Genomic DNA, 25,756 nt, shown 5'->3' with positions numbered 1-25,756 from the left:
CTGACAGTCCAAACTGCCGGCGCTGCGGTTGGGAGAGCGCTGTGCAGCTAGGGGCAATGCAAGACTGGTCGCTGCGCGTTACGCGGCTGATCGACCACGCCGAACGTGAGCATGGCGAAGGGGAGGTGGTCACCGCTTGGGCGGACGGGCGCCTGACCCGGACCAATTGGCGAAACGTGGCTCGCGACGCGCGCAAGATGGCGCAGGCACTCGAGCGCCTGGGAATCAAGCGCGGTGACCGTGTCGCGACGCTCGCGATGAACCACGAGTATCATCTGATTTCCTGGTACGGCACGACCGGGATGGGAGCCGTGCTGCACACCATCAATCCCCGGCTGTTCGACGACCAGCTGGAATATATCGCCAATCACGCCGAGGATCGCGTCCTCCTCTACGATCGTGCGTTCGCACCGATCGTGGAGCGCATGAAGCCGAAGTGGACGACGATCGAACATTTCATCTGCTTCGATCCCCCGGTGGGTGAGCCAGGTTTCCGCGACTGGATCGACGTCGAAGATGGCAATTACGCCTGGGTCGATGGCGACGAGCGGGATCCGATCGGCCTCTGCTACACGAGCGGGACGACGGGCAATCCGAAGGGCGTCCTCTACGAGCATCGTTCGACGATGCTTCATACGCTCGCGCAGATGACTCCCGACATCATGGGAATGTCCAAGCAGGCTGTCGTCCTGCCGATTGTCCCGATGTTCCATGCCAATGCCTGGGGTGTGCCGTGGGCGGCTCCAGCCTGCGGCGCAAAGCTGGTGATGTCGTCGGACTATCGGCCCGAGAAGATGTGCCAGCTCTTTCGCGACGAGAAGGTCACGCATTCCGCTGGCGTGCCGACGGTGTGGCTGACCATGATCGACCATGTCGAGCGGACCGGTGAGACATTCCCCGATCTCAAGCAGGTCACGATTGGTGGGTCGGCGGCGCCGCGGGCTATGATCCGTTGGCTGCGCGACCGCGGGGTTCAGGTTGGACATGCCTGGGGAATGACTGAAACGTCGCCGATCGGGACGTGCGGGGCGCCTCCGGCGGGCTTCGACGATCTGAGCGATGAAGACCAGGTCGAATACATTGCTCGACAGGGACGGGTTCCCTTCGGAGTCGAGCTCCGGATCGTCGACGACGAGGGATGCGTGCAGCCTCGTGACGGCAAGTCTTCAGGTCGGCTGCAGTGCCGTGGGCCATGGGTCATCAAACGCTATTTCAAGGCGACCGAGGACGCGACGGACGAGGAGCAGTGGTTTGATACGGGTGACGTCGCCGTGCTCCATCCCGACGGCACCATGCAGATCACCGATCGGTCGAAGGACGTGATCAAGTCCGGGGCGAATGGATCAGCTCTATCGAGCTTGAGAATGCCGCTGTCGGCTGCCCCGGAGTTTCGGAGGCGGCCGCAATTGGTATCCCGCATCCCAAGTGGGACGAACGGCCGCTGCTCTGCGTTGTCAGGGCAAATGGCAGCGCGGTGACCGAGGGCGAAATCCGCGACCAGCTTCGCAAGCATGTCGCCTCCTGGTGGATGCCGGACGCAATCGAATTCGTCGACGAGCTGCCGCATACGGCGACCGGTAAGCTTTCGAAGCTTCGCCTTCGCGAGAGGTTCAAGGATTATCGCTTTGCAAATGCCGAGGAAATGATCGGCCGCGGCTGACGGGGTGGAAATCCCGCCGCTCATCGCCTAACTCGCGTTCAAATCCCGAACCCAAAGGAAGACAAGCGACCCCATGGCCGCCCAATACGCATTTGTCATGAAGGACATGACCAAGTCCTTCCCCGGCGCGCAGAAGCCGGTGCTGAACAACATCAACCTGCAATTCTACCACGGCGCCAAGATCGGCATCGTCGGCCCGAACGGCGCCGGCAAGTCGACGCTGATGAAAATCATGGCGGGCATCGACAAGGACTTCCAAGGTGAAGCCTGGCCGGGCGAGAACGTTACCGTGGGCTATCTGCCGCAGGAGCCGCAGCTCGATCCGTCGAAGAACGTGCTTGAGAACGTCAAGGACGGCGCCCGTGACGTCGCCGACATGGTCGACCGCTTCAATGCGATTTCGGCCGAGATGGGCGACCCCAAGGAAGACACTGACTTCGACAAGCTCATGGAAGAAATGGGCGACCTCCAGGGAAAGATCGACGCCGTTGACGGCTGGTCGCTCGACAACCAGCTCGAAGTCGCAATGGAAGCACTTCGCTGCCCGCCGTCCGACTGGTCGGTCGAGAACCTTTCAGGCGGTGAAAAGCGCCGCATCGCGCTGACCCGGCTGCTGATCCAGAAGCCGTCGATCCTGCTGCTCGACGAGCCGACCAACCACCTCGACGCCGAGAGCGTCCAGTGGCTGGAACAGCACCTCAAGGAATATGCGGGCGCGGTTCTGATGATCACTCACGACCGCTACTTCCTCGACAATGTGGTGAGCTGGATCCTTGAAATCGATCGCGGGAAATATTTCCCGTACGAGGGGAATTACTCGACCTACCTTGAGAAGAAGGCCAAGCGCCTAGAGCAGGAAGAGCGCGAAGAGACCGGCCGCCAAACGGCCATCCGGCACGAGCTTGAGTGGATCCGTCAGGGCGCGAAGGGGCGGCAGACCAAGTCGAAGGCGCGTATCGCCAAGTTCGATCAACTGGTTTCGGCGCAGGAAAAGTACGTACCGGGCAAGGCGGAAATCCTCATCCAGGTGCCCGAACGCCTCGGCGGCAAGGTCATCGAAGTGAGGAACATCTCCAAGGCCTATGGCGACAAGCTTTTGTTCGACGACTTGTCGTTCACGCTTCCGCCCGGCGGCATCGTTGGCGTCATCGGTCCCAACGGCGCCGGCAAGTCGACTTTGTTCAAGCTGATCACCGGTCAGGAAAAGCCGGACTCGGGCGAGGTCGACATCGGTCCGACCGTCCATCTTGGCTACGTCGACCAGAGCCGTGACCACCTAGATGACTCGAAGAACGTCTGGGAGGAGATCTCCGACGGGCTCGATTACATGAAGGTCAATGGCCACGACCAATCGACGCGGGCCTACGTCGGCGCCTTCAACTTCAAGGGCCAGGACCAGCAGAAGAACGTCGGCAAGCTGTCTGGCGGTGAGCGCAACCGCGTCAACATCGCCAAGATGCTGAAGCGCGGCGGCAACGTCCTGCTGCTCGACGAGCCGACCAACGATCTGGACGTTGAGACATTGGGTGCGCTCGAAGAAGCGATCGAGAATTTCGCCGGCTGTGCGGTGGTCATCAGCCACGACCGCTTCTTCCTGGATCGCCTAGCGACGCACATCCTGGCATTCGAGGGCGACAGTCATGTGGAATGGTTCGAAGGCAACTTCGAGGCTTACGAGGAAGACAAGATCCGGCGCCTCGGCGAGGAGGCGACTCGTCCGCACCGCACCAGCTACCGAAAGCTGACCCGCTAAATATGCGGTGGGCCGCTGCTCGACATGACCACGATCATGTCGTCAGCGGCATCCTCTGCAGGATCGGCTCCGGGCTGAGTTTTTCAAGCATGGGCGCCTTGCTGAAGCTGGCGTCCATGGAAGGGTTGAATGCGCCGGAGCTGGTCTTCTACCGCTCGCTGTTTAGCCTGCCGGTCGTCCTTATCTGGGTCCTGAATCGCGAGAGCCTCGCCTCTCTCAGACCGAAGCGCCCGCTGGCGCACGTCTGGCGGAGCGCGCTTGGACTGACTTCAATGGGGCTGACCTTTCAGGCCTTGATCCTGCTTCCGCTGGCGGATGCGACGGCCATCAATTTCACTGCGCCGATCTTCGCGACGATCCTGTCGTTCCTGATCCTTCGCGAGCATGTCGGTGCTCATCGCTGGGCCGCGGTGGCTCTGGGCTTCGTTGGTGTATTGATCGTCGCTCGTCCGGGTGGGTCCAGCCTGCCATTGCTCGGCGTGACGATCGCGCTGATCGGTGCAGTAGGGCAAGCGGGTGTGACGACAACCCTCCGCCATCTTCAGCGAAGCGAAAATGTCGCGGCGATCGTGTTCTGGTTCGCTGCGGCCGGTATCCTCGTCGGCGCACTTCTGATGCCGGTCTTCGGCCAGATGCATGCACCTCGCGCATTCGCTCTAGTCGCTGTGGGTGGCTTGGCAGGCGGGGTAGGGCAGTTGCTGATGACGTCATCGCTGCGCGCGCCCGTTTCCGTGGTTTCACCCTTCGACTACCTTCAAATCGTGGCTGCGACGATTTTCGGCTGGATGTTGTTTTCGGACGTTCCGAGCATGCACACGGTGGCAGGTGCCGCTCTGATTACTGGCAGCGGCATTTACACGGCTTGGCGGGAGCACCAGCGACGATTGAGAGAAGGGCCGGCAGCGGTCCCAGCGGTTTGATCGAACTTACGGCACCCCTCTGGATCTGGAGCGGTGAGAGCGCGAGCTGGCACTTTGTCACTGTGCCCGAGAATCTTTCAGGCGAGATAAGAGCGCACAGCCTTCTGAATCGCGGTGGGTTCGGGTCGGTGCGCGTGGAGGCGACGATCAATGACGTCACCTGGCGGACATCCGTGTTTCCGCAGAAGAGCGGTGGCTACATCCTACCCGTGAAGGCACAGGTTCGCCGCGAGGCTGGAATCATCGCCAACGATCTCGTGCATCTGGTCTTGGAGCTCCTCTAGGCACCGGTAGCCCGAGGGGGTTTTGCCCTAGGACTTGCGGAGCGCGTCGGCCGAATCCTCATAGCCGTTGGCCATCGACCGCAGGATTTCGCGCGCGGAACCGTCGTCGGTGGCATTCGCGAGCCGTCTGCGTCGGGCCGCCTGCTCCTGAAGAGATTCGACCTGCTCCTCGCTGATGTCGATCAGCATGTTGACGGCACCCTTCAACTGCCCGTCCTTGTCGAAAACCGGAGTAGGGTAGGGCGGAAGGCAACCCGAGACCCGTTGGGGCGCATCGCCACAGCGACGTCGGTCCGGATCGATCGGCGCTCCTTGATCGCCTTGGCCAGTGGGTATTCCTCCGGTGGCAGCAGTTCCCCATCCAGCGTGAAAAGGCGCCACGTTACGCACCACTTGTCCTGGCCGAGCTGAGGCGCGCGACCGGCGAAGTCCACGCAAGCTCGATTCCAATACGTGATCTGCCCGTCTCGATCGGCGGTGTAAGCCGGCACGGGGATTTTATCGAGTTCTGCCCGGAACGCTGCCTCGTCGTCGACAGCAGCAAGCGCGCAACTAAGCAATGCTTCCGGACTGCTTGAATCCAGCATTCGTTCGTCCGACTTAAATCCTGATCCCTAATCCTGAATGCAAACTGCTGTAGCGGTACCGAGTTCCGGGATTTTCGGATTGCTTTGTCCTGTGTCAGCGAAGCAACAAATTCGCTTGTTATCTCAGCCGTTTGACGAGCAGGCTGCCGTCTGGATTGGATTTGACCTCGAAGTTCGGGATTGACCGAATGAGATCCGATAAGCGGGTGAAGCCGTAATTCCGGGCAGCGAAGCTCGACACGGCAGTTGCCCGCTGCCCGAGTTCTGAAAGGGACGCATAGCCTTCGTCGTCGCGCTTGGACGCTTTGTACGCTTGGCCGAGGAGGTCGATGAGCTCAGCATCGACGGGGTTCTCGCTGTCGGCCGTTGCAGCATCCGCGGTTTGCGCGTCATGCGGCAGCTGCAGGGCCGCAACGTCAAAGAACCGCGTGCACGCCTGCCGAAAGCCGAGCGGCGTCTTCGCCGTACCGAAGCCGTAAACAGGCAGCCCTTCTTCGCGGATCCGCTGGGCGAGGGGCAGAAAATCGCTGTCGCTCGACATGATGCCAAAGCCGTCGACATGCCCCCGGTAGAGTAGGTCCATGGCATCGATCGTCATGCGCATGTCCGTTGCGCTCTTGCCCTTGGCGACGTCAAATTGCTGCATTGGGACGATCGAGTGGATGCCGGTCAGGTTACCCCAGCCTTTGAGGCTGGTTTTCGCCCAATTGCCGTAGGCGCGGCGGACATTGATGGCGCCGAGCTCGCCGAGAACAAGGAGGACTTCATCGAGATGCTCCGGACTGGCATTGTCTGCATCGATGAGCAGGGCGATGTTGTCCTCGCGTTCGTCGTGCCGCTCATTCATATTCTGAATCCGTTCATGTCGCCGTGTCTTAATGGTTCGGTGCGGGAACGAAACGCCTGTTCGAGCACTGAAACCGCATTGGGATGGAAATAACGGGCTTGGAGGAACAGTCGATGAGGAAAACTGCAATTGCCGCGGTTCTGACCGCGAGTATCGCTGTAACGGGATGCGCAACGAACCCTTACGGCTACAACGACCCCTATTACCAGAACGACCAGGGTCGCCGTGTCGCGACGGGTGCCGCAGTCGGCGCCGTTGGCGGTGCCGCGGTCGGCGCTGTGGTTGGCGGAGTCAGCCCAGTCGAGGGCGCAATCGCCGGTGCCGTTCTGGGCGGCGTCCTCGGCGCGGTCATCAAGGGCAAGCAGTATTACCGCGACACCCGCGGCTATTGCTATTACGTCGACCAGTACGGACGTCCGGTCTACGATTATAACACGCGTTGCTAATAAGTTAGATTAGTTCATTGAGACGGGGCGGAAGGTATCTTCCGCCTCGTCCAGTATGTAGAGCTGGCCCTCGGCGATTGAAAAATGCGCGCCATGCAGCTTGAGCTCACCGGCCTGCTCACGCTCGGCGATCCACGGAAACGTCCGCAAATTGGCGAGACTGACCTTCACCGCCTCTTGCTCCATTTCGAGGAACGCCTCGTTGTCGATTTCGCTGTGACGAGCCCGGACCGAATCTCTCGCGCCCTTCAGCATTTGCACCCAGTCAGCGATGAAGTGGCCTTCGCCTGGCGCAGTGTCGTCGAATTGACCGGTCAGCGCGGCGGCGCAGCCGCCGCACAGGCCGTGACCCATTACCAGGATCTCGCCGACTTTTAGCTGCGTTACCGCAAACTCGAGCGCGGCGGACACGCCGTGAAAGCCCTGGCTGGTTTCATAGGGCGGGGCGAGCGCGGCAATGTTGCGCGCTACGAACATCTCTCCGGGCCGAGCATCGAAGATCTGCGCGGGGTCGACCCGGCTGTCAGCGCAAGAGAGGATCATAACCCGCGGGTTCTGGCCCTCGGCAAGCTCCGACCAGCGGTCCCTCTCATGCTCCCAGTCGTTGGCGCGGAAGCGGCGATAACCTTCGATGAGCTGGTTCAGGTAGGGCATCGGTGCCCGCTAGCCGGTGCAGGGCGGGGGTGGCAAGCGGCGGGACCAATCGCTATCTGGCCAGCATGAACGATCCCGCACCGGTCCTTCGACAGCGCAAGCCAGACTGGATCCGCGTCAAGGCGCCGACAAGTCCAGCTTATCATTCGACGCGCCGGCTGATGCGCGATCTCGGCCTTGCGACCGTGTGCGAGGAAGCGGCCTGTCCGAACATCGGCGAGTGCTGGACCAAGAAGCACGCCACCGTGATGATTCTCGGCGATACCTGCACGCGGGCTTGCGCCTTCTGCAACGTGAAGACCGGGATGCCGCGAGCGGTCGACCCGCTGGAGCCCGAGCATGTCGCGATCGCGGCCGCCGAGCTCGGCCTCGAGCATATCGTCGTGACATCGGTCGATCGCGATGACCTTCCCGACGGCGGTGCTTCGCAGTTCGTGAAGGTGATCCAGGCGCTCCGGAAGCGGACGCCGCAAACGACCATCGAAATCCTGACGCCGGACTTCCGCAACAAGAGCGAGGCGGCTGTCGACGCGATCGTCGAGGCTGGCCCGGATGTTTACAACCACAATCTCGAGACCGTCCCGAGGCTCTATCCGACGATCCGCCCGGGGCCCGCTATTACGCGTCATTACGGCTGCTGGAGAGCGTGAAGCGCAAGGCGCCGCATATCTTCACCAAGTCGGGCGTGATGGTCGGGCTTGGCGAGCAGCGGCTCGAAGTGCATCAGGTCATGGACGACATGCGCTCTGCGGGCGTCGATTTCCTGACCATGGGGCAGTATTTGCAGCCGACGCCCAAGCACGCGAAAGTCGAGGAGTTTGTCACTCCGCAAGCGTTCGACGCCTACTCGGCGATCGCCCGGGCCAAGGGGTTCCTTCTCGTTGCAGCCTCGCCTCTCACGCGGTCGAGCTATCACGCGGGAGACGACTTCAAGAAATTGCAGGACGCCCGCAACGCCCAACTGGAGCGAGCGAACGGCTGATGCCGCGTCACACGGAGACGAAGCACCTCCCGTATACTCCGGAGCAATTGTTCGACCTCGTTGCCGATGTTGCCCGCTACGATGAGTTCCTGCCCTGGGTCGTGGCAGTGCGCATCCGGTCGTCCAGCCCAACCCAAACGGTCGCCGATCTCGTCGTCGGGTTCAACGCCTTCAAGGAACGCTTCACGAGTCGGGTCGACAAGGACCGGCCGAACCGCATTCTCGTCGACTATGTCGACGGCCCACTCAAGTTTCTCCACAATGAGTGGAAGTTCGAACCTGCAGCGGATGGCGGCACGAACCTCTGTTTCTCGGTCGACTTCGCATTCAAGTCGCGAATATTCGAAGCACTAGCCGGCCAAATGTTCGATCGAGCGCTCCGACGCATGACACGGGCATTCGAGGAACGCGCCGCCGTTCTCTACGGCATCAACAAGTCGAGCGCGCAGAGCGCCGCCTGAAGGCGAACGCCGGCGCGTCCCGGCTCGTCGAAGAATTTCTGATCGGCGTGGATCTCCGAAGGGTCCTTGCCGCGGTCGGCGCGGGCGAAGACCACCGTTCCGACAGGCTTGCTGGGGCTTCCGCCGCCCGGCCCGGCGATTCCCGTAATCGCAACCGCCGTATCGGCCTCGCTGGCTTGAAGGGCGCCACGCGCCATGGCCCAGGCGGTGGCAATGCTGACGGCGCCAAAAGTCTCCACCACTTCCTGGCTGACGTGAAGGTCGGCGATCTTGGCGGCGTTCGAATAGGTGACGTAACCCGCTTCGAAGACATCCGACGACCCAGCGATCTCGGTTATCGCGGCGCTGACCAGGCCACCCGTGCAGCTCTCGGCAACGGCGATCCTTTTACCGGCCGCGCGATTGGCTTCGACGACTTCACGAGCTTTGTCGACCAGCGCCTTTGGGAGAAGATTTTCGCTCACCGAATAAAGCCTAGACGGATGCTTGCCACGGCCTGCGCAGCCATGCCCTCGCGGCGCCCGGTGAAGCCGAGTCCCTCTGTGGTCGTCGCCTTCACGCTCACCTGTTCGATGGCCATCTGCAGGATCTCCGCGATACGTGCCCGGATCGCGGAACGATGGGGTCCGATCTTTGGCTCCTCGGCGACGATGGTGACGTCAACGTGATCGATTAGCCCGCCCTGGTCTCTGATCAACGTCGCCGCGTGCTTCAGGAACAGATCGGATGATGCGCCCTTCCACTGCGGATCGGACGGCGGGAAGTGCTCGCCAATGTCACCCAGGCCGGCCGCGCCGAGCAGGGCGTCGGTGATGGCGTGAAGGGCGACGTCCGCGTCGCTGTGGCCCGACAGACCGCGCAAATGCGGGACGGGGATACCGCCCAACATGATTGGTCCCTCACCCGCGAAGGCGTGGACGTCGAACCCCATACCGGTTCGTGACACCAGTCGCGATGCGAGAATGGCTTCCGCTCGTTCCCAATCTGCGCGCATGGTGAGCTTCTCAAGCATCGGATCGCCCTCAACCGTAGCGACTTTCAGCCCTGCGGACAGCATTACCGTCGATTCGTCCGTCGCCGAAGCTCCGCCTGCTTCTTGGTACGCATGTATCAGGTCCTCCACGTGGAAGGCCTGGGGGTCTGCACGCGGAACAGGTTTCGTCGGTCAACCGGCGCCTCGAGAAACTGGCCGCCTGAGGCGAGAGTGTCGGCGACCGGGAGAACCGGAACCGAGCCATCCGCCTGTTCAAGCGCCGCCAACAGCCGTTCGACGACCTCAGGTGGGCAGAAGGGTCGGGCGGCATCGTGAACCAGCACAGCGCCTTCGCCGATCGCATGCAGACCGTTGAGCACGCTATTTGAACGCTCCGCACCTCCTATGATCAGATCGCCGACAGCAAGCCCGTCTAGCGCCTCGCGGGCGTGACCGTCCTGGCCTTCCCCGATAACTACCCGGACCTGATCGATCGACGGATGCCTGATGAGGGCCTCCACCGCCCAACGAAGGACCGGGCGGCCCCCAAGCTCTGATATTGCTTAGGAACCTCGCCGCCGAGGCGTTCGCCCTTCCCGGCGGCGACGATGAGGGCAGTGACGGACATTCGGCGCGCGCCTTAGGGCCGCTTGCCTTGTCCGCCAAGGGCTCTTCCCTTACATGCGCCCAACCCATGACCGCGCTGAAGCCTATCTCGATCGGCCCCGTCCAGATCGCGTCGCCAGTGATTCTGGCTCCGATGACCGGCGTCACCGACCTGCCGTTCCGCAAGGTCGTGAAGCGCTTCGGCGCCGGCCTCACGGTCAGCGAGATGATCGCCAGCCAGGCGATGATCCGGGAGACGCGCCAGTCGCTGCAGAAGGCGCTGTGGGATCCGAGTGAGGAGCCGGTTTCGCTCCAGCTGGCCGGTTGCGAGCCGGACGTTATGGCCGAAGCCGCCAAGCTCAACGAACAGCGCGGCGCGGCGATCATCGACATCAACATGGGCTGCCCGGTCCGAAAGGTCGTCAACGGCGATGCGGGTTCGGCGCTGATGCGCGATCTTCCGCTGGCGGCGGCACTGATCGACGCCACAGTGAAGGCGGTGAAGGTGCCGGTCACGCTGAAGATGCGCATGGGCTGGGATCACTCCAGCCTCAACGCGCCGGAGCTGGCCCGCATCGCCGAGGATCTCGGGATCAAGATGATCACCGTTCACGGTCGCACGCGATGCCAGATGTACAAGGGTAGCGCGGATTGGGGGTTCATCCGCAGCGTGAAGGACGCGGTGTCCGTCCCGGTGATCGCGAATGGCGACATCTGCTCGATCGAAGACGCGCGGGAGGCTTTGCGGCAGTCGGGTGCTGACGGAGTGATGATCGGCCGTGGTGCTTATGGCCGACCGTGGTTGCTTGGTCAGACGATGGCAGACCTCGGCGAGAGTGGACAAAAGGTCGATCCGACGCTCGATGAGCAGCTGACGACGATGCTCGAGCAATATGAGGATATGCTAGAGCTGTACGGAACGCACACCGGCGTGAATCTCGCTCGGAAGCACATCGGCTGGTACACAAAGGGGCTTCCTGGTTCGGCCGAGCTTCGCAACACGGTGAACCAGCAGGACGATCCCAAGACCGTCGTTTCGATGCTTCGCGAGTTCTATTCGCCTTGGCTCTCGCGCGCGGCGGCCTGAAAAAGCGGCAATTCGGCTTCAGTAAGTGTGTTTTTCATGCAACTGCTGTGCTAGGCGGCGCGCGTGGATGCGCCTGCCGTCGAATCGCAGTTGAATAAGAACGATTTTTCGAGCTGGCTTGCCCGGAATCGGGCGACTGGCCGCGTGTCGCGCTTCGCCACGTTGGGCGTGGCGGCCGTCCTCATCACCACAGTCGCCTTCAGCACTTGGGTCCTGACGCGAAGCGCCCAACCTGGGTCCTTGCTGTCTCCTCCACTGATTGCGTTGCTGCTGGTCGCAAATCTCATTCCGGCCATTGCTCTGATGGTGCTCTATTCGCGCCGCGTGGCCCGTCAGCGCGCAAAGCGGGAAGGGCTGGGCAGCGGCAAGCTTCACGCCAGGCTTGTGACGCTGTTTTCAGTGTTGGCGGCGGTCCCGACCGTGCTCGTGGCGATCTTCGCGTCACTGCTGTTCCAGAGCGGAATGGAGTTCTGGTTCTCAGACCGTGCGCGCAACATGCTCGAGAACACGGTTGCGATCCCTCAGGCCGCGTACAGTGCGGAAGAGGAGCGTGTCGCGAACGAAACGACAGTGATGAGCAGTGACGTCGCAGAATATCTGCGGCTGGTTACGATCGAAGATCCGCGCTTTCAGGAAGGTTTTGCTCGACAGGTCCTCAATCGTTACCTCTCCGAGGCGGTCATCCTGAACGTCTCCGACAAGGGCCTCGTCCAATCGATCGCGCTCGTCGACCCATATGCGCGAAATCTCGAGTCCGTAGTCACCGCGGACCAGATTCGGAAGCTGCAGAACCAACGGGTTATCAATCTCAATTCTTCGGATCGGATCGGAGCGCTCACCCGTCTCGATTACGGCCCGAACACGTACCTTTATGCAGCAAGGGTGTTCGATCCGGAGTTCCAGAAGCAGATCGACCGGGGAACGCAGGTCCTGAAGGACTATCAGTCCCTGCTTTCGCGATCCCGGAACAACCAGCTTAGGTTCAACGGCGCGCTCCTGGTGGTGGCGTTGGTCATCGTCGGCTTCGCGATCGCAGCTGCTCTCAAGCTTGCGGATCGCCTCGTTCGGCCGATGGGCCAACTGGTGGCGGCCGCTGGACGCATCGAGGAGGGTGATTTCTCCGCCCGCGTGCCGGTTACGAAAACCGAAGACGAGATTCAGACGCTCGCCAGTGCCTTCAATCGCATGACCGGACGTCTTGACGAGCAGACTAGCGCTTTGATGTCGGCGAACGCTCAACTCGAGACGCGTCGCGCTTTCACCGAGGCTGTTCTCTCCAGTGTGACCTCGGGCGTTGTTGCCCTAGACGCCAGGAATCGTATCCTCCTGATCAATCGCTCGGCCGAAAGCCTGCTTCAGCATGAGGATGAGGCCTTGGAGGGAGTTTCCCTGCAAGACGTTTCGCCGGAACTCGACGAATTCATGGCGGGGAGCAAAGGGAAGCCGACGTTCTCATCGTCTCTAAGTCAGGGCAGCGCACTTTGGCGGTAAAACGTGTTCGTTATCAGCAAGGTGCGGTCATTACCTTTGACGATATCACAGATCAGCTCAGTGACCAGCGCCGTGCGGCCTGGTCGGATATCGCCCGGCGGATTGCGCACGAGATCAAGAACCCGCTGACCCCGATCCAGCTTGCGGCCGAGCGGCTTCAGCGGCGTTTCGGCAAGGAAGTCCAGTCGGAGCCGGAGACGTTCGAGCGACTGACTGGAACGATTGTCCGCCAAGTTGGCGACCTTCGCCGGATGGTGGACGAATTCTCGAACTTCGCGCGCATGCCGAAGCCGGTCTTTCGGAAAGAAAACATCCACGAAATCGCGCGGCAGTCGCTATTCCTCCACGAGGTTGCGCATCCCGGCGTCAACTTCTCGCTGTCACCGGCCGAAGGGCCGATCGAGATGGTTTGCGATCGGCGGCAGCTCGGCCAGGCTCTCAGCAACGTGGTGAAAAATGCCGTCGAGGCGATCGAAGCGCGGCGGAGCAGGGGAGAGCATAATTTCGCCGGCGACCGCGTGGACCTCAAAATCCACGAGGCACAGGGCCAGCTGATCATCGACGTCATCGATACGGGCGTGGGCCTGCCGGAAGAACGGGAGCGGCTGACTGAGCCGTATATGACGACACGGGTGCGGGGGACGGGGCTCGGGCTCGCCATCGTCAAAAAGATCGTCGAGGAGCATCTTGGCGAGATCGCATTTCTCGATCGTCCCGGCGGCGGCACGCATGTGCGGATCGCCTTCGATGCCCAGCACCTCGCGACGCTCGAATCGGAGGCTCACGAAGAGCCAAATGAAAGTTCCGAAATGGGGGAACTGAAAACTGAAGAAGAAGACGGTGGAGTAACTGATGGCGCTTGAGGTTCTCGTAGTCGACGACGAAGCCGACATCCGCGAGCTGGTCAGCGGAGTGCTGGAGGATGAGGGCTATAGCGTCCGGTCTGCGGCCGACAGCACGGCCGCGCTCGATGCGATCGAGGAGCGACGCCCGTCGCTGGTTCTGCTCGACGTCTGGCTGCAGGGCTCGCGCCTCGACGGCTTGCAGATCCTGCAGGAGGTGAAGCGACGCGATCCGAACCTCCCTGTGCTGATGATTTCTGGACACGGCAATCTCGACACTGCCGTTGCGGCCATCCGCGAAGGCGCAATCGACTTTATCGAGAAGCCGTTCGAGGCCGAGCGCCTCGTCCACCTCGTCGCTCGAGCGACGGAGACGGACAGGCTTCGCCGCGAGAACGAAAATCTCAGGCAGCAGGTCGGCCAGGACGACGAGCTCAACGGCACGTCCATTGCCATCAACAACGTGCGTGCGACCTTGAAGCGCGTCGCTCCGACCGGCAGCCGGGTGCTGATTACGGGGCCTGCCGGTGTCGGCAAGGAAATCGCCGCGCGGATGATCCACAACTGGAGCCCGCGCGCGAAAGCGCCCTTCATCGTGGTCTCGTCAGCGACAATGAGCCCTGACCGAGTGGAAGAAGAACTCTTCGGAAGCGAGTCCGACGGCGTCGCTCGGCCTGGTCTCCTCGAACAGGCTCACGGCGGCACCTTGTTCCTCGATGAAATCGCGGACATGCCGCTGACTACGCAGGGCAAGATCCTCCGCGTCCTCACCGACCAGAGCTACCACCGCATTGGCGGGCAGCGTCCGATCAAGGTCGACGTCCGCGTGCTTTCGGCGACGTCCCGGAACCTGGCCGACGAGATCGAGAACGGGCGCTTCCGGGAAGATCTCTACTATCGGCTCAATGTCGTGCCGGTGCGGATTCCGCCTCTGCGCGAGCGCCGGGAGGATATTCCCGAACTGGCGAATCATTTCCTCACGCGTTTCGCCTCGGACCGCCGAATCACGCCGCCGAACTTGTCGGAGGAAGCCGTTGCGGCGTTGCAGGCGCATGAGTGGCCGGGGAACGTCCGCCAGCTGCGGAACATCATCGAGCGGACCGTGATCCTCGCGCCGGGCGACGTCACCAGCATCGATGTTGAGCAACTGCCCTCCGAAATTCTCGACAACCAAGGCTCGACCGGCATTTCCAGCGCGACGCTGACGATCATGGGCAGTCCACTTCGCGAAGCTCGTGAGTCCTTCGAGCGCGAGTATCTGAAAATCCAGATCCGCCGCTTCTCGGGCAACATCTCGCGCACAGCGTCGTTCATCGGAATGGAGCGGTCGGCGCTGCATCGGAAGCTCAAGGCATTGGGCATCGCCGATAAGCGCGACGGAGATGAGTGAGCCTGAGCGGAAGTTTGAATGGTCGATAAGCCGCAAAGCCTGCAGGACCATTTCCTGAACACCGTTCGACGCTCGAAATCGCCCGCCGTGATCTTCCTTGTAAAAGGCGTGAAGCTTCAGGGGTCATCACTTGGTTCGACGCTTTTTCCCTGCTGTTACGGCGCGATTCCACCTCACAGCTCGTGTACAAGCACGCCATCTCGACCATCATGCCGCAGAGATCGCCGACTGATCTGCCAGAGATCTCACCCGATCCCAATGGCCGCCCATCTTTGCAGGATACGTTCCTCGCCGCGGCTGCTCGCGAGAAGCAGCCGATGACGCTCTTTCTCGTAAACGGGGTGATGCTTCAGGGTCAGGTCTCGGGATATGACCAGTTTTCGGTGCTGCTGGAGCGGGACGGGCAACTGCAGCTCGTTTATAAACACGCAATCTCCACGTTGCAGCCTCCGCACGCGCTTGATCTGGGCGAACATGAAACGCCAGCGGCATGACGACTTACGATAGCGAAAATGACGTCACGCGCGGCGAGCGTGCCGTGGTGGTCGTACCTGAGCGGGTAGGGGAAGGGTCCCGCCGCTCGACTGAGGCGCGACTGGAGGAGGCAGAAGGCCTCGCCGGGGCGATTGGCGTTGATGTTGTTGCCAGCAAGGCCTTCAGATTGCGGCAAATCCGGCCTGCAACGCTGCTGGGGAAGGGGCAGGTCGAGGAAATCGCCGACATCGCCAAGGAGAATGACGCGCGACTGCTGATCGTTGATGCTCCGCTGAGCCCGGTCCAGCAGAAGTCGCTGGAGGAGGAAGTTGGCGCCAAGGTCGTCGACCGGACCAGCCTCATCCTGGAGATCTTCGGCGAGCGGGCGGCGACCGCGGAAGGCCGACTGCAGGTCGAGTTGGCGCATCTCGATTATCAGGCCGGACGCCTTGTGCGGACTTGGACCCACCTGGAGCGCCAGCGCGGCGGCTTTGGCTTCTTGGGCGGTCCCGGCGAGACGCAGATCGAAGCGGACCGGCGCCTGATCCGCGATCGCATGGCGCGCATTCGGCGAGAGTTGGAGCAGGTCAAGCGGACCCGTGCTCTTCATCGCGGCCGGCGGCAGCGCGCACCCTGGCCAGTCATTGCCTTGGTTGGCTACACGAACGCCGGAAAGTCGACGTTATTCAACACGTTGACGGGTGACGGCGTGCTGGCTGAAGACATGTTGTTCGCGACTCTCGATCCGACGATGCGCAACATCCGGATACCGGGCTTTGACAAGGCGATCCTGTCCGACACCGTGGGTTTCGTTTCCGACCTCCCGACCGAATTGATCGCCGCTTTTCGGGCCACATTGGAAGAGGTGGCTTCGGCGGACCTCTTGGTTCACGTCCGCGACATGGCGCACCCGGATCGTGATGCGCAGGCCGCGGATGTCGAAGACGTGCTCGCGTCGTTGGGCTGGAAGAGGGCGCGGGCCGCCACGGTTCGAGGCCTGGAACAAAGTCGATTTGCTCGACGAGGAAGAGCGCCAAGCCCTTTTAGCAGAGGCAGAACGGCGGGAAGACGTGGTGCCAATCTCTGCCCTGAGCGGTTGGGGCGTGGATCATCTTCGAGAGCGCATCGCCCAAACGCTTCAGCAAGGACCGAGATTCATCAGGTTCGCCTCGACGCGGCAGATGGAAGCCGGCTGGCATGGCTGCACTCGCGAGGTGAAGTGCTTGAGCAACGTGTTGCCGGAGATGCGCTCGAAGTGTCCGTGCGGCTCTCGGCGGACAATTGGGCCCGGTTTCAGGCGATGGAAGCGGCCTGAGACTTCTTCGCGCTGGTCCAGAGATCTTCCATCTCGTCGAGCGACATGTCTGAAAATCCTGGGGCCCTTTCGATTTCGCGAAAGCGTCGTTCGAACTTGTAGTTGGCTGCGCGAAGAGCAGCTTCAGGTTCGATATCAAGTTTCCGTGCTAAGTTGACGACAGCGAAGAGGAGGTCGCCCATTTCCTCGAACATGGGCTGGTGTTCGGTTTCGCGTTCCAGCTCGTCGAGTTCTTCATAGACTTTGGCGCGGGCTCCGGATGCGTCAGGCCAGTCGAATCCCGTTCTTGCGGCCCGCCTTTGGAGCTTCGCGGCGCGCTCCAATGCCGGTAGCGCCAGCGCGACTCCCGCAAGCGCGCTCTTGTCCGGGTTTGCGGCGCGCTCTTCGGCCTTGATGATTTCCCACAGGTGATGGCCGCCATCCTTGGCGTTCCCGAAAATGTGCGGATGTCGGCGTTCCATCTTGTCGCAGATGCGGTTCAGGACGTCGTCGAGCGTGAACTTGCCGGCTTCCTCGGCCATTCGGGAGTGGAATACGACCTGAAGCTGCAGATCGCCAAGCTCGTCGGCCAGTGCGTCCATGTCTTCGCGCGCGATCGCGTCTGCGACTTCGTACGCTTCCTCGATCGTGTAGGGCGCAATCGTCGCAAATGTCTGCACGCTGTCCCATTCGCAACCACTGACCGGGTCGCGCAGGCGCTTCATGATCGAAACTAGGCGTTCGAGGCTCAAGAGGGCTCCTTCGTCATGCTGAGACCGCATATTTTAAAAGTATGATAATATGTATTATGTAAAACTACACTAGATTCAGGGCTCAAGGATCAGCCAACGCCCTTCCACGCCCCAACGCCGTAGCGAGGACAAGAAATTCATCCCCAGCACATTCAAATCATCGTCATCGGCAATGTGCAGCGGCAGGTTCTGTCTTTCGATGTCGCCGACCTGCAGATCCTTCGCTGTGCCGGTTGCGACGCGAATGAAGCCGTTACCGGTCCGCACGATCTGGTTCCGGTTCGGACTTACGGGCACGCCTACGTCCGCAGCCGTCTGGCGTCCAATCGTGGTCATGGTCGCGCCGCTGTCGATCAGGAATTTGATTGGCTTTCCGTTGACGCGTGCATCGACCCAGAAATGGCCGTCGATGGCCATCGGAATGCGGATTTCGCGGCCATGCCTAACCGGCTCGCCAGTCGCCTCCGACCGCAACCGCTGGGCTACGTATCCTAGGTCGTCCCGAAACGTGAAGAGAACGAACCCTCCGGAGAATATCGCAATCCAGGCAAGGATAATCGTGATCGTCCTGGCAAACGGCTCACGTCGGGCCATTAGGCTGCCGAGAACGAGCATTAGTGCCATCAGCAGGTAGACGCCCCCAGCATCAGGCTGTTGGTCATCATGGCTGCAGCACCAGGTAATTGCCTTCCACTCGCCAGCTGGACAACGACGAGAGGAAGTTCATTCCAAGCAGATTGACGTCATCGTTCTCATTGATGTCGACGGGGAAGTCGGTCCGTGCAATCGATCCGACCTCCAGCCGGCTCGCCCAGCCCTTGGTCGCGCGCGCCATGCCGTTCGCCGTGCTGACAAGGACGTGTTCGTTGCCAATTTCCATGCCGGCGGCCTCGGCCACGTTCCTCGAAACGGTGGTGATAGATGCGCCGCTGTCGACCATGAGCCGCACATCGCGGCCGTTGATCTTTGCGTTGACCCAGAAATGCCCGTCGTCCGCCATCGGGATCCGCAAAGCTTTGCCGTCTTCGATTGGAGTTCCGAGCGCTTCCGCCTTCAGTCGCTGCCCGAAGCTGCTGAATTCACCTCGGAATGAGAAGAGAATGAACGCCACCCCAAAAATCGCGACCCAGGCCAACACCATTTTGAGTGTCTTCCCGATCGGCTGGCGCATTCCGAACAAAGCGCTCGCGACGAAGGTTGCCGCGATCACATAATAGACGATGTAAGGCCCCTTCTCAGCCATCAGAACGCGATCTCCAGTCCGTCATGCGCCGGCGCCGCCCAATCAGGCAGCTCCCTTACGAGCGTTTGATAGTCCATGCTGTTGTTGAGGTGTGAGAGGTACAGTTTCCCGACCTTCATCTCTTCGCCCCAGCGCAACACGGCTTCGAGATGGGCGTGCGTCGGATGCGGCTTGCGGCCCAGGCAGTCGCTGATCCAGACGTCAACGCCCTGATACAACGCACGCATTTCCTCGGTTAGCGCATTGAAATCGATCGAATAGGCGATCGATTTATCTGCGTGATCGACCCGCATTCCGAGCGATGTGATCCCGCCGTGTGGCTGATCGACAAAGCGTATCCGTGCGCCTCCGAACAATAGTTCAGAGCCGACCGGATCGGGCTCGGCAACAGCTTCGTAAAGGCCCCGGTTCTTGAAGATGTATCCGAAGCGGCGTTCGAGCCCTATCAGGACGCCGGCGCGCGCAAGCAGGCGGATCGGGCCGCCGTTAGCCTGGGAAACGGCGCGAAGTTCGTCGATCCCGTGGCAATGATCGGCATGATCATGCGTAACGATTACAGCGTCGAGGGATCTGACTTCGGCCTCGAGAAGCTGCTGTCTGACGTCTGGCCCGCAATCCACGAGCAGGCGCTGCCCGTCGACCTGGAGCAGGATCGACGAGCGGAGACGGCGGTTCCTGGGCTCATGAGGGTCGCAAAGGCCCCAGTCATTCCCGATCCGCGGAACTCCGAAGGATGTTCCGCAGCCGAGAACGCGAACCTTCACGCAGCGGCCCGGGAGAATAGCCGAAAGAAGTTGGCGGTCGTGGTTTCCGCGAGCTTGTCGACGCCCTCACCTCGCAGATCGGCAACAAACGCGGCCGTGTCCGCGACAAATGCCGGTTCGCAAGTCTGCCCGCGATGGGGAACGGGTGCGAGGAATGGCGAATCCGTCTCGATCAGGACGCGGTCCGACGGAAGCCATTTCGCGGTGTCCTGCAGATCCTTCGCATTCTTGAAGGTCACGATGCCGGACAGCGAGATAAAGAAGCCGAAATCCAATGCCTTGCGGGCGAGGTCTGCCGTCCCTGTGAAGCAGTGGAGCACGCCAGAAATGCCCCCTTCTCGCACGGCGCGGCCCAGGATCTCGGCCGTGTCGTCTTCGGCGTCGCGGGTATGGACGACCAGCGGAAGGCCCGTTTCGCGCGCCGCGTCGATATGGGCTTGGAAGCGGTCCCTCTGCGCGGCACGATCGCTTTTGTCGTAATGATAATCGAGCCCGCACTCCCGATGGCGATGATCCGGCTGTTGTTGGCCCCCTCGATCAAGGCCGCGGCGCCGAGGTCGGGATGGGCGTCCGCCTCGTGCGGGTGGACACCGACGGTGGCCCAGACATCGGGATTGCGCTCGGCGGCGCCAAGGACGTCTCCCCATTCGCTTTGACGGGTCGAAATGTTGAGGAACCCGGCTACCCCTCTGTCTCGGGCACTATTGAGCACCTCGTCCTGGCGCTCGGCGAGGCCCGCGTAGTTCAGGTGGCAATGGCTATCGATCAGCTTCACGCCTCGTCTTCCAGTTCCAGCCGCGGGAACAGAGGTTGGGGCTGCGCAATCGGGTTGCCGTCGTCCCCCTCCGCGATCTGGCTCAGTAACGCAGCCGACGCGGACGGTATCACTGGTGCAACAGCTTCAGCGAGTTGCCGCACGGCGCTCACCAGCGTGCCGAGCACGGCTGCCATGCGGTTCGCGTCGGTCTTGCGAAGCGCCCACGGCGCCTGTGCGTCCACATAGGCATTGCAGGCGAAGACCGCGCCCATCCAGGCCTCTAACCCCGCCGAGAAAGCATACTCGTCAAATCGCGCATTGAGATCCGCACAGGCCTGATCAACCTTACGAAGTAGATCGATATCTTCTGCGAGTTCCCCTGCAGCAGGAAGTACTCCATTCAAGTTCTTGAAGACCATCGATAAAGTGCGCTGCGCCAGATTGCCGAAACTGTTCGCGAGCTCGGCGTTCACGCGGTTGACGATTGCTTCGGCGCTGTAGCTCCCGTCCTGACCGAAGGTGACTTCGCGCATGAGGAAGTAGCGCAACTGGTCGACGCCAAAGCCCGCGCGAGCGCAAGGGGTCGACGACATTGCCGACGCTCTTCGACATCTTCTCGCCGCGGATCAGCAGAAAGCCGTGACCGTAGACCATCTTCGGCAACGCAATCCCCGCCGACATCAGGAACGCCGGCCAATAGACGGCGTGGAAGCGGACCACGTCCTTCCCGATCAGGTGGACGTTCGCGGGCCAGTAGCGCTCCCACAGTTCAGTCTCGTCGGGATAGCCAAGCCCGGTGATGTAGTTCGTCAGCGCGTCCAGCCAGACGTACATCACATGGTTGTCGCTGCCCGGCACCGGGACACCCCAGTCGAAGCTGGTGCGCGAGATGCTGAGATCCTTCAGGCCGCCTTCGACGAAGCGGACGATCTCGTTGCGCCGGGTGTCCGGCTGGATGAACTCGGGGTTTGACGCGTAGAGGTCGAGCAACGGCTGCTGATATTTCGACAGCCGAAAGAACCAACTCTCTTCGACAGTCCATTCGACCGGAGTTCCCTGCGGTGACAGCTTCTCGCCGCCTTCGCCGATGATGAGCTCGTCTTCCTCGTAGTAGGCCTCGTCGCGGACCGAGTACCAACCTTCGTAGCGATCGAGATAGAGGTCCCCCTCTCCTCCATTGCTTTCCAGATCGCCTGGCTTGCGCGGTAATGGTCGGGCTGGGAGGTGCGAATGAAACGATCGTACGAGACATTAAGCGTGTCGCACATCTCCTGGAAAAGACGCGACATTCTGTCCGCAAGGCCACGAGGCTCGATATTCTCCGCACGGGCCGCCTGGGCCATCTTGAGCCCATGCTCGTCCGTTCCTGTCTGGAACCGGACGTCGCATCCCTGAGATCGCCGGAAGCGTGCGATCACGTCAGCCGCGATGGCCTCATAGGCATGGCCGATGTGCGGCGGCCCGTTCGGGTAGCTGATCGCGGTGGTGATGTAGAAAGGTTCGGACATTCGTCACCGCCCTAGCGGGGCGGTTTGGGGCTTCAAGGAAGCGGGTCGGCAACCGAAGCGAGAATTCCCCCTAGCTGGAACACCGTTGCCGCGGGATCGAGCGATAGGCGGGGAGCGATCGCCACCAGCTCGCGGGTGCGAGAATAGGCATCCACTGCCCTTTGCCTGGGGCGCCGCTCAGCGAACGGGCTTCGCGGGCGATGACGGACGGCAGGATCTCAAGGAAGGCTGCGTAGCGGTCGCCTGCGCCGCGTTTGCCGAGTTCCGTCGCCAGGTCGGATCGTCGGCCGTTGGTCGGATCGCCCTGGCGGAGAATGCGAAGCGCCTTGTCCTCCAGGGAAATGAGGTCGAGCTCAGCCAGTGCCAAAGCCCTTCCAGCGGAGCCTGCGGCCGCCGAGATGACGCGCGTCCTCTCGAAATCCTTTTGCATCGGCAGGGCCTTCGCCAGGATCGACGTCATGGCGTCATCGTCCAGCGGCTGGAAGTCGAGCCGCCGGCAACGAGACCGGATCGTCGGTAGCAATCTCCCCGGTGCATGCGTGACCAGGAAGAAAATGGTATTCGCCGGCGGCTCCTCCAGCATCTTGAGAAGAGCGTTGGCGGCGGATTTTTCGAGGTCGTCGATCGAATCGATGACCACTGCGCGCCAAGGCGACAGCGCGGCGTCAGGTCGAACAGTTCGCCGAGCGCGCGAACCTGGTCGACGCTGATATTCCGAGCGAGATTACCGGTCTTTTCGTTGGTAAGCCGCTCCAGCCAGCGCAGGTCGGGATGGCTTCCGGCTTCGACCAGCTTGGCGATCCGATGATCTTCCGGAGTCTCGAGGCCAGCGGCAGAGAAGGCAGGGCCTGCGGCCTCTGAGAGCAAGCGGGTTGCCGCCAGCCTCGCAAAGCTTGCCTTTCCAACGCCCTTTGGACCCGAAAGAAGCCATGCATGGTGAAGAGCACCACTCTGCCGCGCTGCGGTGAATTGCTCAACGGCTCGGTCCTGTCCGAAGATCATGGCAGCAGGTCCGCGAGATTGTCGAGAAGACGCGCCGTAACGTCCTGTGGCGTTCCTGAAGCGTCGATTAGTCGCACGCGATCGGGTTCTTGAGCGGCGATCTGACGGAATGCGACGTCCACCGCCCTATGGAAGGCGTCGGAGCGTCCACCGATCCGATCAGAACCTTCAGTGTCGCGGGCTCTGGCTCGCTCCGCACCCTCATCGAGGACCAGAACGAGCGTCCTGTCCGGCAGGAAGTCGCCACACGCGAAGCGGTAAAGTTCACGAACGCGCTCTACTCCGAGACCGAGCGCACCGCCTTGATATGCAAGCGACGAGTCCAGAAAGCGATCGCTGAGCACCCAGTGGCCCTGCTCCAGCGCCGGTCGGATCGTTTTTTCGACATGATCCGCACGCGCAGCGGCGAACAGCAGGGCTTCGGCCTCTGAGGACCAACGGGAGTCGTCGCCGCTGAGTACGAGAGCGCGGATCGCTTCGGCGCCCTCGCTGCCTCCCGGCTCGCGCGTAATAGCGCAGTGCAGGCCCCTTTCCGCCAGCGCGGCATGAAGGGCCTTCAGCTGGGTCGACTTGCCGACGCCCTCTCCGCCTTCGAGCGTGATGAAGCGCGGTCCGTCGCTCACGCCATGCCGAACAGCTGCTTGAGGCCGATCCACGCGCGACCGAAAAAGCCCGCTTCGCCAACGGCTTCTCCGGCGACGAGCGGCATCACCTGCTCTCCATCTGGCATGGCCACGACCAGATCGGCAATGTGCTGCCCCTTGGCAATCGGAGCCTTGACCGGTCCCTGGTAGCGGATCTTCATCGCTCCGGTCTTGGAGAGCACTCCCGCCGGGATCGTCACGGCCAGGTCACGCGGCGCCACCAGCGGGACTTCGCTACTGCTGCCCAGTTGGACCTTCGCGGATCCGATGCTTGCGCCGGCTTTGAACAAGGGCTTCGACTGCCAGGCGTTGAAGCCCCACTGCATCAGCCGAACCGACTCCGTGATCCGCTGATTGAAGCTGTCGAGACCCGCCACGACCATGATCAGGCGGCGTCCGTTCTGCTCCGCAGAACCGGTGAAGCCATAGCCTGCCTCCTCGGTATGGCCGGTCTTCAGTCCATCAGCGCCCGGGACACGGCCGAGCAAAGGGTTGCGGTTGGCCTGAGTGATCGCGGCGCCCGACCCCAGCGTCTGCCCGTGCGTGTACTCGGTAAGGCTGTAATATTTCTTATAGAGATCGGGTAGTTCTCGATCTCCGCTCGGGCCAGAGTAGCCAGGTCTCGAGCGGTGACGTAGGTCCGGCCCTCGTCCGGCCAGCCGTTCGAATTGCCAAAATGGCTATTCGTCAGCCCCAGCCGCTTTGCATTCTCGTTCATGACGTTGGCGAAGGCTTCCTCCGTCCCCGCGATGCACTCTGCGAGCACGACCGAAGCGTCGTTGCCCGACAAGGTGATGATCCCTTTCAGCAACTCGTCGACCGACACCTGCTCGTTCGGACTGAGGAACATGGTCGAGCCGGCTTGCGGCCATGCCATTTCTGCCACGTCTCCGGGCGGACCGTGCACTTCTTGTCAGTCTTGAGGTCGCCCTTCTTGATCAGCTCGAAGGCGACGTTGGTGGTCATCATCTTGGCCATCGACGCGGGCGGCATCCGGACGTCAGCATTCTTCGAAAGCAAGACCGCCCCCGAAGTCAGGTCGATCAGATAGGCAACCCTGGCGGGCGTATCGAATGGGGAGCCTTGGCAGGCGCTCCGGAGGCTAGAGTCAGGGCGGTGACGGAAGCAATCAGTACTGCGCGTTTCATCGACTCGGAAATGTCCTGCTTGGCTAGGTGAGTGACCTTCCTATCGCCGCGATTCGGCTGGCGCGAGGGGTTCAGCGCCCGGTGATCGCGTTTGCGAGAAGGCCGACCGACAACGCGTAGAAATTCGAGCAATTGTAATCGAGGATCGCCCGATAATTGCCGGTAAGCAGGTACGCCGTCCCGTTGGGCCCGTCGGGCTCGAGGAGGGTTGCGACCTCGGTGTTGGCGAGAGCCGAGCTGTACGGGACAACGCCGATCGCCCGCCATTGGCCGACCGTCAGCCAGCGGCTGTGCCTCGCATAGACACGCTCGCATCTCGGAGCCCGAAGGGTCGAACGAATCGCTGCGCGATTGAGCGTCGGCGACACGCGCGCGGCTACGCCCCAGGGAACGCCGGCCTTCCAGCCGCATTGCGGAGATAATTGGCGATCGACGCGAGACCGTCCGCCTCGCTTCCCCAGATGTCGCATAGCCGTCGCCGTCGCCGTCGGCGCGCAGCTTGACCACGACCGAGGGCATGAACTGCGGATAGCCGGTCGCGCCTGCGTAGCTGCCCTTCAGCCGCCATCGGGGCACGCCCATGTCGATCAGGCGGAGCGCCGAGACGAATTCGCTCTCGAACATCGGTCGGCGGCGGCCTTCGTAAGCGAGGCTGGCAAGGGCCTGCAGGAGGTCGAATCCGCCGGTTACGGCGCCGTAGCTCGTCTCATGACCGTAGATGGCCATCAGGATGCCCGGATCGACGCCGTAGCGCGCCTGGATGCGGGCGAGACTGCTGTAATTCGAGGAGTACCGGTCTTGCCCGCGGCGGATCAGGCTGGGGGTAACGTGGTCCCGCTGATAGGGTGCGAAGGCGGGATGTAGCTGCTGTTCGGCGGGCCACCGGGCTGGGCCTGGTCAAGCTCCATCACGCGGCGATTCAGCGTGAGGTCCATGACGTTGGCCTGGATCGTGGCCTCGCGGATCCCCTGGCTGCGGGCGAGACCGGCGAGGTACAGCTTATAGGCATCGAACGCCGACGGCATGGCAAAGGCTGGGCGCATGTTGATGGTCTGTACGGGCTGCAGCGCCGGCCGAGGCGATTGAGCCAGCGGCGCGAGCGGGTCCGTCTGTGCGTTCGCCGGTCCGCATGCCAGCGAAGCCACCGCGGCTAGAATCCAGGCGCTGCTCAACCGCAATTCGTCACT

Annotated in this window: 21 protein-coding genes and 10 pseudogenes; 13 read left to right on the top strand and 18 right to left on the bottom strand. The window is 62.0% G+C overall.

Annotation, left to right across the window (positions count from 1 at the left end; genetic code table 11):
• Nucleotides 1-56 precede the first annotated feature (56 nt).
• From H9L15_RS10615 to H9L15_RS10600, 4 genes and pseudogenes are all read left to right on the top strand, one after another.
• Nucleotides 57-1,660, top strand: a pseudogene (locus tag H9L15_RS10615) (long-chain fatty acid--CoA ligase).
• A 73-nt stretch (nucleotides 1,661-1,733) separates the two neighbouring features.
• Entirely contained in the window at nucleotides 1,734-3,413 is a 1,680-nt protein-coding gene (gene ettA, locus H9L15_RS10610; RefSeq protein WP_187714058.1) for an energy-dependent translational throttle protein EttA, read from the top strand.
• 2 nt (nucleotides 3,414-3,415) lie between these two features.
• Nucleotides 3,416-4,333, top strand: a complete 918-nt coding sequence (locus H9L15_RS10605; RefSeq protein WP_187714057.1) for a DMT family transporter — start codon at nucleotides 3,416-3,418, stop codon at nucleotides 4,331-4,333.
• Entirely contained in the window at nucleotides 4,330-4,617 is a 288-nt protein-coding gene (locus H9L15_RS10600; RefSeq protein WP_187714056.1) for a DUF1905 domain-containing protein, read from the top strand. The genes H9L15_RS10605 and H9L15_RS10600 overlap by 4 nt, the downstream gene beginning before the upstream one ends.
• Nucleotides 4,618-4,644: 27 nt before the next feature.
• Here the strand turns inward: H9L15_RS10600 and H9L15_RS10595 are convergent, their stop codons facing one another.
• The 3 genes from H9L15_RS10595 to H9L15_RS10585 form a co-directional block, all read right to left on the bottom strand.
• Nucleotides 4,645-4,806: a hypothetical protein gene (locus H9L15_RS10595; protein WP_187714055.1), complete on the bottom strand. Its 162-nt coding sequence runs from the start codon at nucleotides 4,804-4,806 to the stop codon at nucleotides 4,645-4,647.
• A gap of 14 nt (nucleotides 4,807-4,820) precedes the next feature.
• Nucleotides 4,821-5,204 (bottom strand): PAS domain-containing protein, encoded by a 384-nt coding sequence (locus tag H9L15_RS10590; protein WP_187714054.1) that lies wholly within the window; start codon nucleotides 5,202-5,204, stop codon nucleotides 4,821-4,823.
• A gap of 118 nt (nucleotides 5,205-5,322) precedes the next feature.
• Nucleotides 5,323-6,051, bottom strand: coding sequence for an NYN domain-containing protein (locus H9L15_RS10585; protein ID WP_187714053.1), 729 nt, complete (start codon nucleotides 6,049-6,051; stop codon nucleotides 5,323-5,325).
• Between the two features lie 113 nt (nucleotides 6,052-6,164).
• On the opposite strand from H9L15_RS10585, the gene H9L15_RS10580 reads away from it, so the two are divergent.
• Nucleotides 6,165-6,497 carry a YMGG-like glycine zipper-containing protein gene (locus H9L15_RS10580; RefSeq protein ID WP_187714052.1) on the top strand — a complete coding sequence of 111 codons (333 nt, stop codon included), beginning with the start codon at nucleotides 6,165-6,167 and terminating at the stop codon, nucleotides 6,495-6,497.
• A 9-nt stretch (nucleotides 6,498-6,506) separates the two neighbouring features.
• Here the strand turns inward: H9L15_RS10580 and H9L15_RS10575 are convergent, their stop codons facing one another.
• The gene (locus H9L15_RS10575) at nucleotides 6,507-7,151 is read right to left on the bottom strand and encodes a carbonic anhydrase (RefSeq protein ID WP_187714051.1); all 645 of its coding nucleotides are present in this window, start codon (nucleotides 7,149-7,151) and stop codon (nucleotides 6,507-6,509) included.
• Nucleotides 7,152-7,216: 65 nt separating this feature from the next.
• Between H9L15_RS10575 and lipA the strand changes: the two are divergent.
• A pseudogene (gene lipA / locus H9L15_RS10570) lies at nucleotides 7,217-8,133 on the top strand (lipoyl synthase).
• Nucleotides 8,133-8,594: a type II toxin-antitoxin system RatA family toxin gene (locus H9L15_RS10565; protein WP_187714050.1), complete on the top strand. Its 462-nt coding sequence runs from the start codon at nucleotides 8,133-8,135 to the stop codon at nucleotides 8,592-8,594. The pseudogene lipA and the gene H9L15_RS10565 overlap by 1 nt, the downstream one beginning before the upstream one ends.
• Here the strand turns inward: H9L15_RS10565 and H9L15_RS10560 are convergent.
• Together H9L15_RS10560 and H9L15_RS17650 are read right to left on the bottom strand one after the other, a co-directional pair.
• On the bottom strand, nucleotides 8,555-9,058 hold the full coding sequence (locus tag H9L15_RS10560; RefSeq protein WP_187714049.1) for a CinA family protein: 504 nt from the start codon (nucleotides 9,056-9,058) through the stop codon (nucleotides 8,555-8,557). The two genes, H9L15_RS10565 and H9L15_RS10560, sit on opposite strands and share 40 nt — an antisense overlap.
• Nucleotides 9,055-10,195, bottom strand: a pseudogene (locus H9L15_RS17650) (bifunctional 2-C-methyl-D-erythritol 4-phosphate cytidylyltransferase/2-C-methyl-D-erythritol 2,4-cyclodiphosphate synthase). Before H9L15_RS17650 ends, H9L15_RS10560 begins: the two are co-directional and overlap by 4 nt.
• 66 nt (nucleotides 10,196-10,261) lie before the next feature.
• On the opposite strand from H9L15_RS17650, the gene dusB reads away from it, so the two are divergent.
• From dusB to hflX, 6 genes and pseudogenes are all read left to right on the top strand, one after another.
• Complete coding sequence (dusB, locus tag H9L15_RS10540) at nucleotides 10,262-11,260, top strand: tRNA dihydrouridine synthase DusB (protein WP_187714045.1); 999 nt, start codon at nucleotides 10,262-10,264, stop codon at nucleotides 11,258-11,260.
• A gap of 90 nt (nucleotides 11,261-11,350) precedes the next feature.
• Nucleotides 11,351-12,751 (top strand): sensor histidine kinase, encoded by a 1,401-nt coding sequence (locus H9L15_RS10535; protein WP_223276160.1) that lies wholly within the window; start codon nucleotides 11,351-11,353, stop codon nucleotides 12,749-12,751.
• Entirely contained in the window at nucleotides 12,742-13,614 is an 873-nt protein-coding gene (locus H9L15_RS10530; protein WP_187714043.1) for a sensor histidine kinase, read from the top strand. The genes H9L15_RS10535 and H9L15_RS10530 overlap by 10 nt, the downstream gene beginning before the upstream one ends.
• Nucleotides 13,604-14,983 (top strand): nitrogen assimilation response regulator NtrX, encoded by a 1,380-nt coding sequence (gene ntrX, locus H9L15_RS10525; protein ID WP_187714042.1) that lies wholly within the window; start codon nucleotides 13,604-13,606, stop codon nucleotides 14,981-14,983. The genes H9L15_RS10530 and ntrX overlap by 11 nt, the downstream gene beginning before the upstream one ends.
• 18 nt (nucleotides 14,984-15,001) lie before the next feature.
• A pseudogene (hfq, locus tag H9L15_RS10520) lies at nucleotides 15,002-15,477 on the top strand (RNA chaperone Hfq).
• Nucleotides 15,474-16,772 (top strand): annotated as a pseudogene (gene hflX, locus H9L15_RS10515) (GTPase HflX). The pseudogenes hfq and hflX overlap by 4 nt, the downstream one beginning before the upstream one ends.
• On the opposite strand, the gene mazG reads toward hflX, so the two are convergent.
• The 12 genes and pseudogenes from mazG to H9L15_RS19650 all read right to left on the bottom strand — a co-directional run bounded on the left by mazG (nucleotide 16,751) and on the right by H9L15_RS19650 (nucleotide 25,747).
• Nucleotides 16,751-17,533, bottom strand: a complete 783-nt coding sequence (gene mazG, locus H9L15_RS10510) for a nucleoside triphosphate pyrophosphohydrolase (RefSeq protein WP_187714041.1) — start codon at nucleotides 17,531-17,533, stop codon at nucleotides 16,751-16,753. The pseudogene hflX and the gene mazG overlap by 22 nt on opposite strands.
• 45 nt (nucleotides 17,534-17,578) lie before the next feature.
• Nucleotides 17,579-18,127, bottom strand: coding sequence for a retropepsin-like aspartic protease family protein (locus H9L15_RS10505; protein ID WP_187714040.1), 549 nt, complete (start codon nucleotides 18,125-18,127; stop codon nucleotides 17,579-17,581).
• A 37-nt stretch (nucleotides 18,128-18,164) separates the two neighbouring features.
• Entirely contained in the window at nucleotides 18,165-18,746 is a 582-nt protein-coding gene (locus tag H9L15_RS10500; RefSeq protein ID WP_187714039.1) for a retropepsin-like aspartic protease family protein, read from the bottom strand.
• Entirely contained in the window at nucleotides 18,746-19,510 is a 765-nt protein-coding gene (locus H9L15_RS10495) for an MBL fold metallo-hydrolase (RefSeq protein WP_187714038.1), read from the bottom strand. Before H9L15_RS10495 ends, H9L15_RS10500 begins: the two co-directional genes overlap by 1 nt.
• Nucleotides 19,507-20,285, bottom strand: a pseudogene (locus H9L15_RS10490) (TatD family hydrolase). Before H9L15_RS10490 ends, H9L15_RS10495 begins: the two are co-directional and overlap by 4 nt.
• Nucleotides 20,282-21,775: pseudogene (gene metG, locus H9L15_RS10485) on the bottom strand (methionine--tRNA ligase). Before metG ends, H9L15_RS10490 begins: the two co-directional pseudogenes overlap by 4 nt.
• A gap of 70 nt (nucleotides 21,776-21,845) precedes the next feature.
• Nucleotides 21,846-22,777 (bottom strand): annotated as a pseudogene (locus H9L15_RS19665) (DNA polymerase III subunit delta').
• Nucleotides 22,774-23,400, bottom strand: coding sequence for a dTMP kinase (gene tmk / locus H9L15_RS10475; RefSeq protein WP_187714037.1), 627 nt, complete (start codon nucleotides 23,398-23,400; stop codon nucleotides 22,774-22,776). Before tmk ends, H9L15_RS19665 begins: the two are co-directional and overlap by 4 nt.
• Nucleotides 23,397-24,569 (bottom strand): annotated as a pseudogene (locus tag H9L15_RS10470) (D-alanyl-D-alanine carboxypeptidase family protein). The gene tmk and the pseudogene H9L15_RS10470 overlap by 4 nt, the downstream one beginning before the upstream one ends.
• A gap of 71 nt (nucleotides 24,570-24,640) precedes the next feature.
• The gene (locus H9L15_RS19660; protein WP_317617491.1) at nucleotides 24,641-25,039 is read right to left on the bottom strand and encodes a lytic murein transglycosylase; all 399 of its coding nucleotides are present in this window, start codon (nucleotides 25,037-25,039) and stop codon (nucleotides 24,641-24,643) included.
• 58 nt (nucleotides 25,040-25,097) lie between these two features.
• A pseudogene (locus H9L15_RS19655) lies at nucleotides 25,098-25,382 on the bottom strand (lytic murein transglycosylase); the annotation flags it as partial.
• Nucleotides 25,382-25,747, bottom strand: a complete 366-nt coding sequence (locus H9L15_RS19650; RefSeq protein WP_317617490.1) for a hypothetical protein — start codon at nucleotides 25,745-25,747, stop codon at nucleotides 25,382-25,384. The gene H9L15_RS19650 and the pseudogene H9L15_RS19655, both read right to left, overlap by 1 nt.
• Nucleotides 25,748-25,756 lie beyond the last annotated feature (9 nt).

This window comes from Sphingomonas daechungensis (assembly GCF_014489495.1).
In the GTDB taxonomy this organism is placed as follows: domain Bacteria; phylum Pseudomonadota; class Alphaproteobacteria; order Sphingomonadales; family Sphingomonadaceae; genus Sphingomicrobium; species Sphingomicrobium daechungense.
Note: the sequence above shows the minus strand (reverse complement) of the source record. Positions and strands in the feature narration are given on the sequence as shown.

Coding starts and splice junctions, on each gene's coding strand:
- ettA (WP_187714058.1), top strand. CDS start 1,734: ATGGCCGCCCAATACGCATTTGTCATGAAGGACATGACCAAGTCCTTC.
- H9L15_RS10605 (WP_187714057.1), top strand. CDS start 3,416: ATGCGGTGGGCCGCTGCTCGACATGACCACGATCATGTCGTCAGCGGC.
- H9L15_RS10595 (WP_187714055.1), bottom strand. CDS start 4,806: ATGCTGATCGACATCAGCGAGGAGCAGGTCGAATCTCTTCAGGAGCAG.
- H9L15_RS10590 (WP_187714054.1), bottom strand. CDS start 5,204: ATGCTGGATTCAAGCAGTCCGGAAGCATTGCTTAGTTGCGCGCTTGCT.
- H9L15_RS10585 (WP_187714053.1), bottom strand. CDS start 6,051: ATGAATGAGCGGCACGACGAACGCGAGGACAACATCGCCCTGCTCATC.
- H9L15_RS10580 (WP_187714052.1), top strand. CDS start 6,165: ATGAGGAAAACTGCAATTGCCGCGGTTCTGACCGCGAGTATCGCTGTA.
- H9L15_RS10575 (WP_187714051.1), bottom strand. CDS start 7,151: ATGCCCTACCTGAACCAGCTCATCGAAGGTTATCGCCGCTTCCGCGCC.
- H9L15_RS10565 (WP_187714050.1), top strand. CDS start 8,133: ATGCCGCGTCACACGGAGACGAAGCACCTCCCGTATACTCCGGAGCAA.
- dusB (WP_187714045.1), top strand. CDS start 10,262: ATGACCGCGCTGAAGCCTATCTCGATCGGCCCCGTCCAGATCGCGTCG.
- ntrX (WP_187714042.1), top strand. CDS start 13,604: ATGGCGCTTGAGGTTCTCGTAGTCGACGACGAAGCCGACATCCGCGAG.
- mazG (WP_187714041.1), bottom strand. CDS start 17,533: ATGCGGTCTCAGCATGACGAAGGAGCCCTCTTGAGCCTCGAACGCCTA.
- H9L15_RS10505 (WP_187714040.1), bottom strand. CDS start 18,127: ATGGCACTAATGCTCGTTCTCGGCAGCCTAATGGCCCGACGTGAGCCG.
- H9L15_RS10500 (WP_187714039.1), bottom strand. CDS start 18,746: ATGGCTGAGAAGGGGCCTTACATCGTCTATTATGTGATCGCGGCAACC.
- H9L15_RS19660 (WP_317617491.1), bottom strand. CDS start 25,039: ATGCGACATCTGGGGAAGCGAGGCGGACGGTCTCGCGTCGATCGCCAA.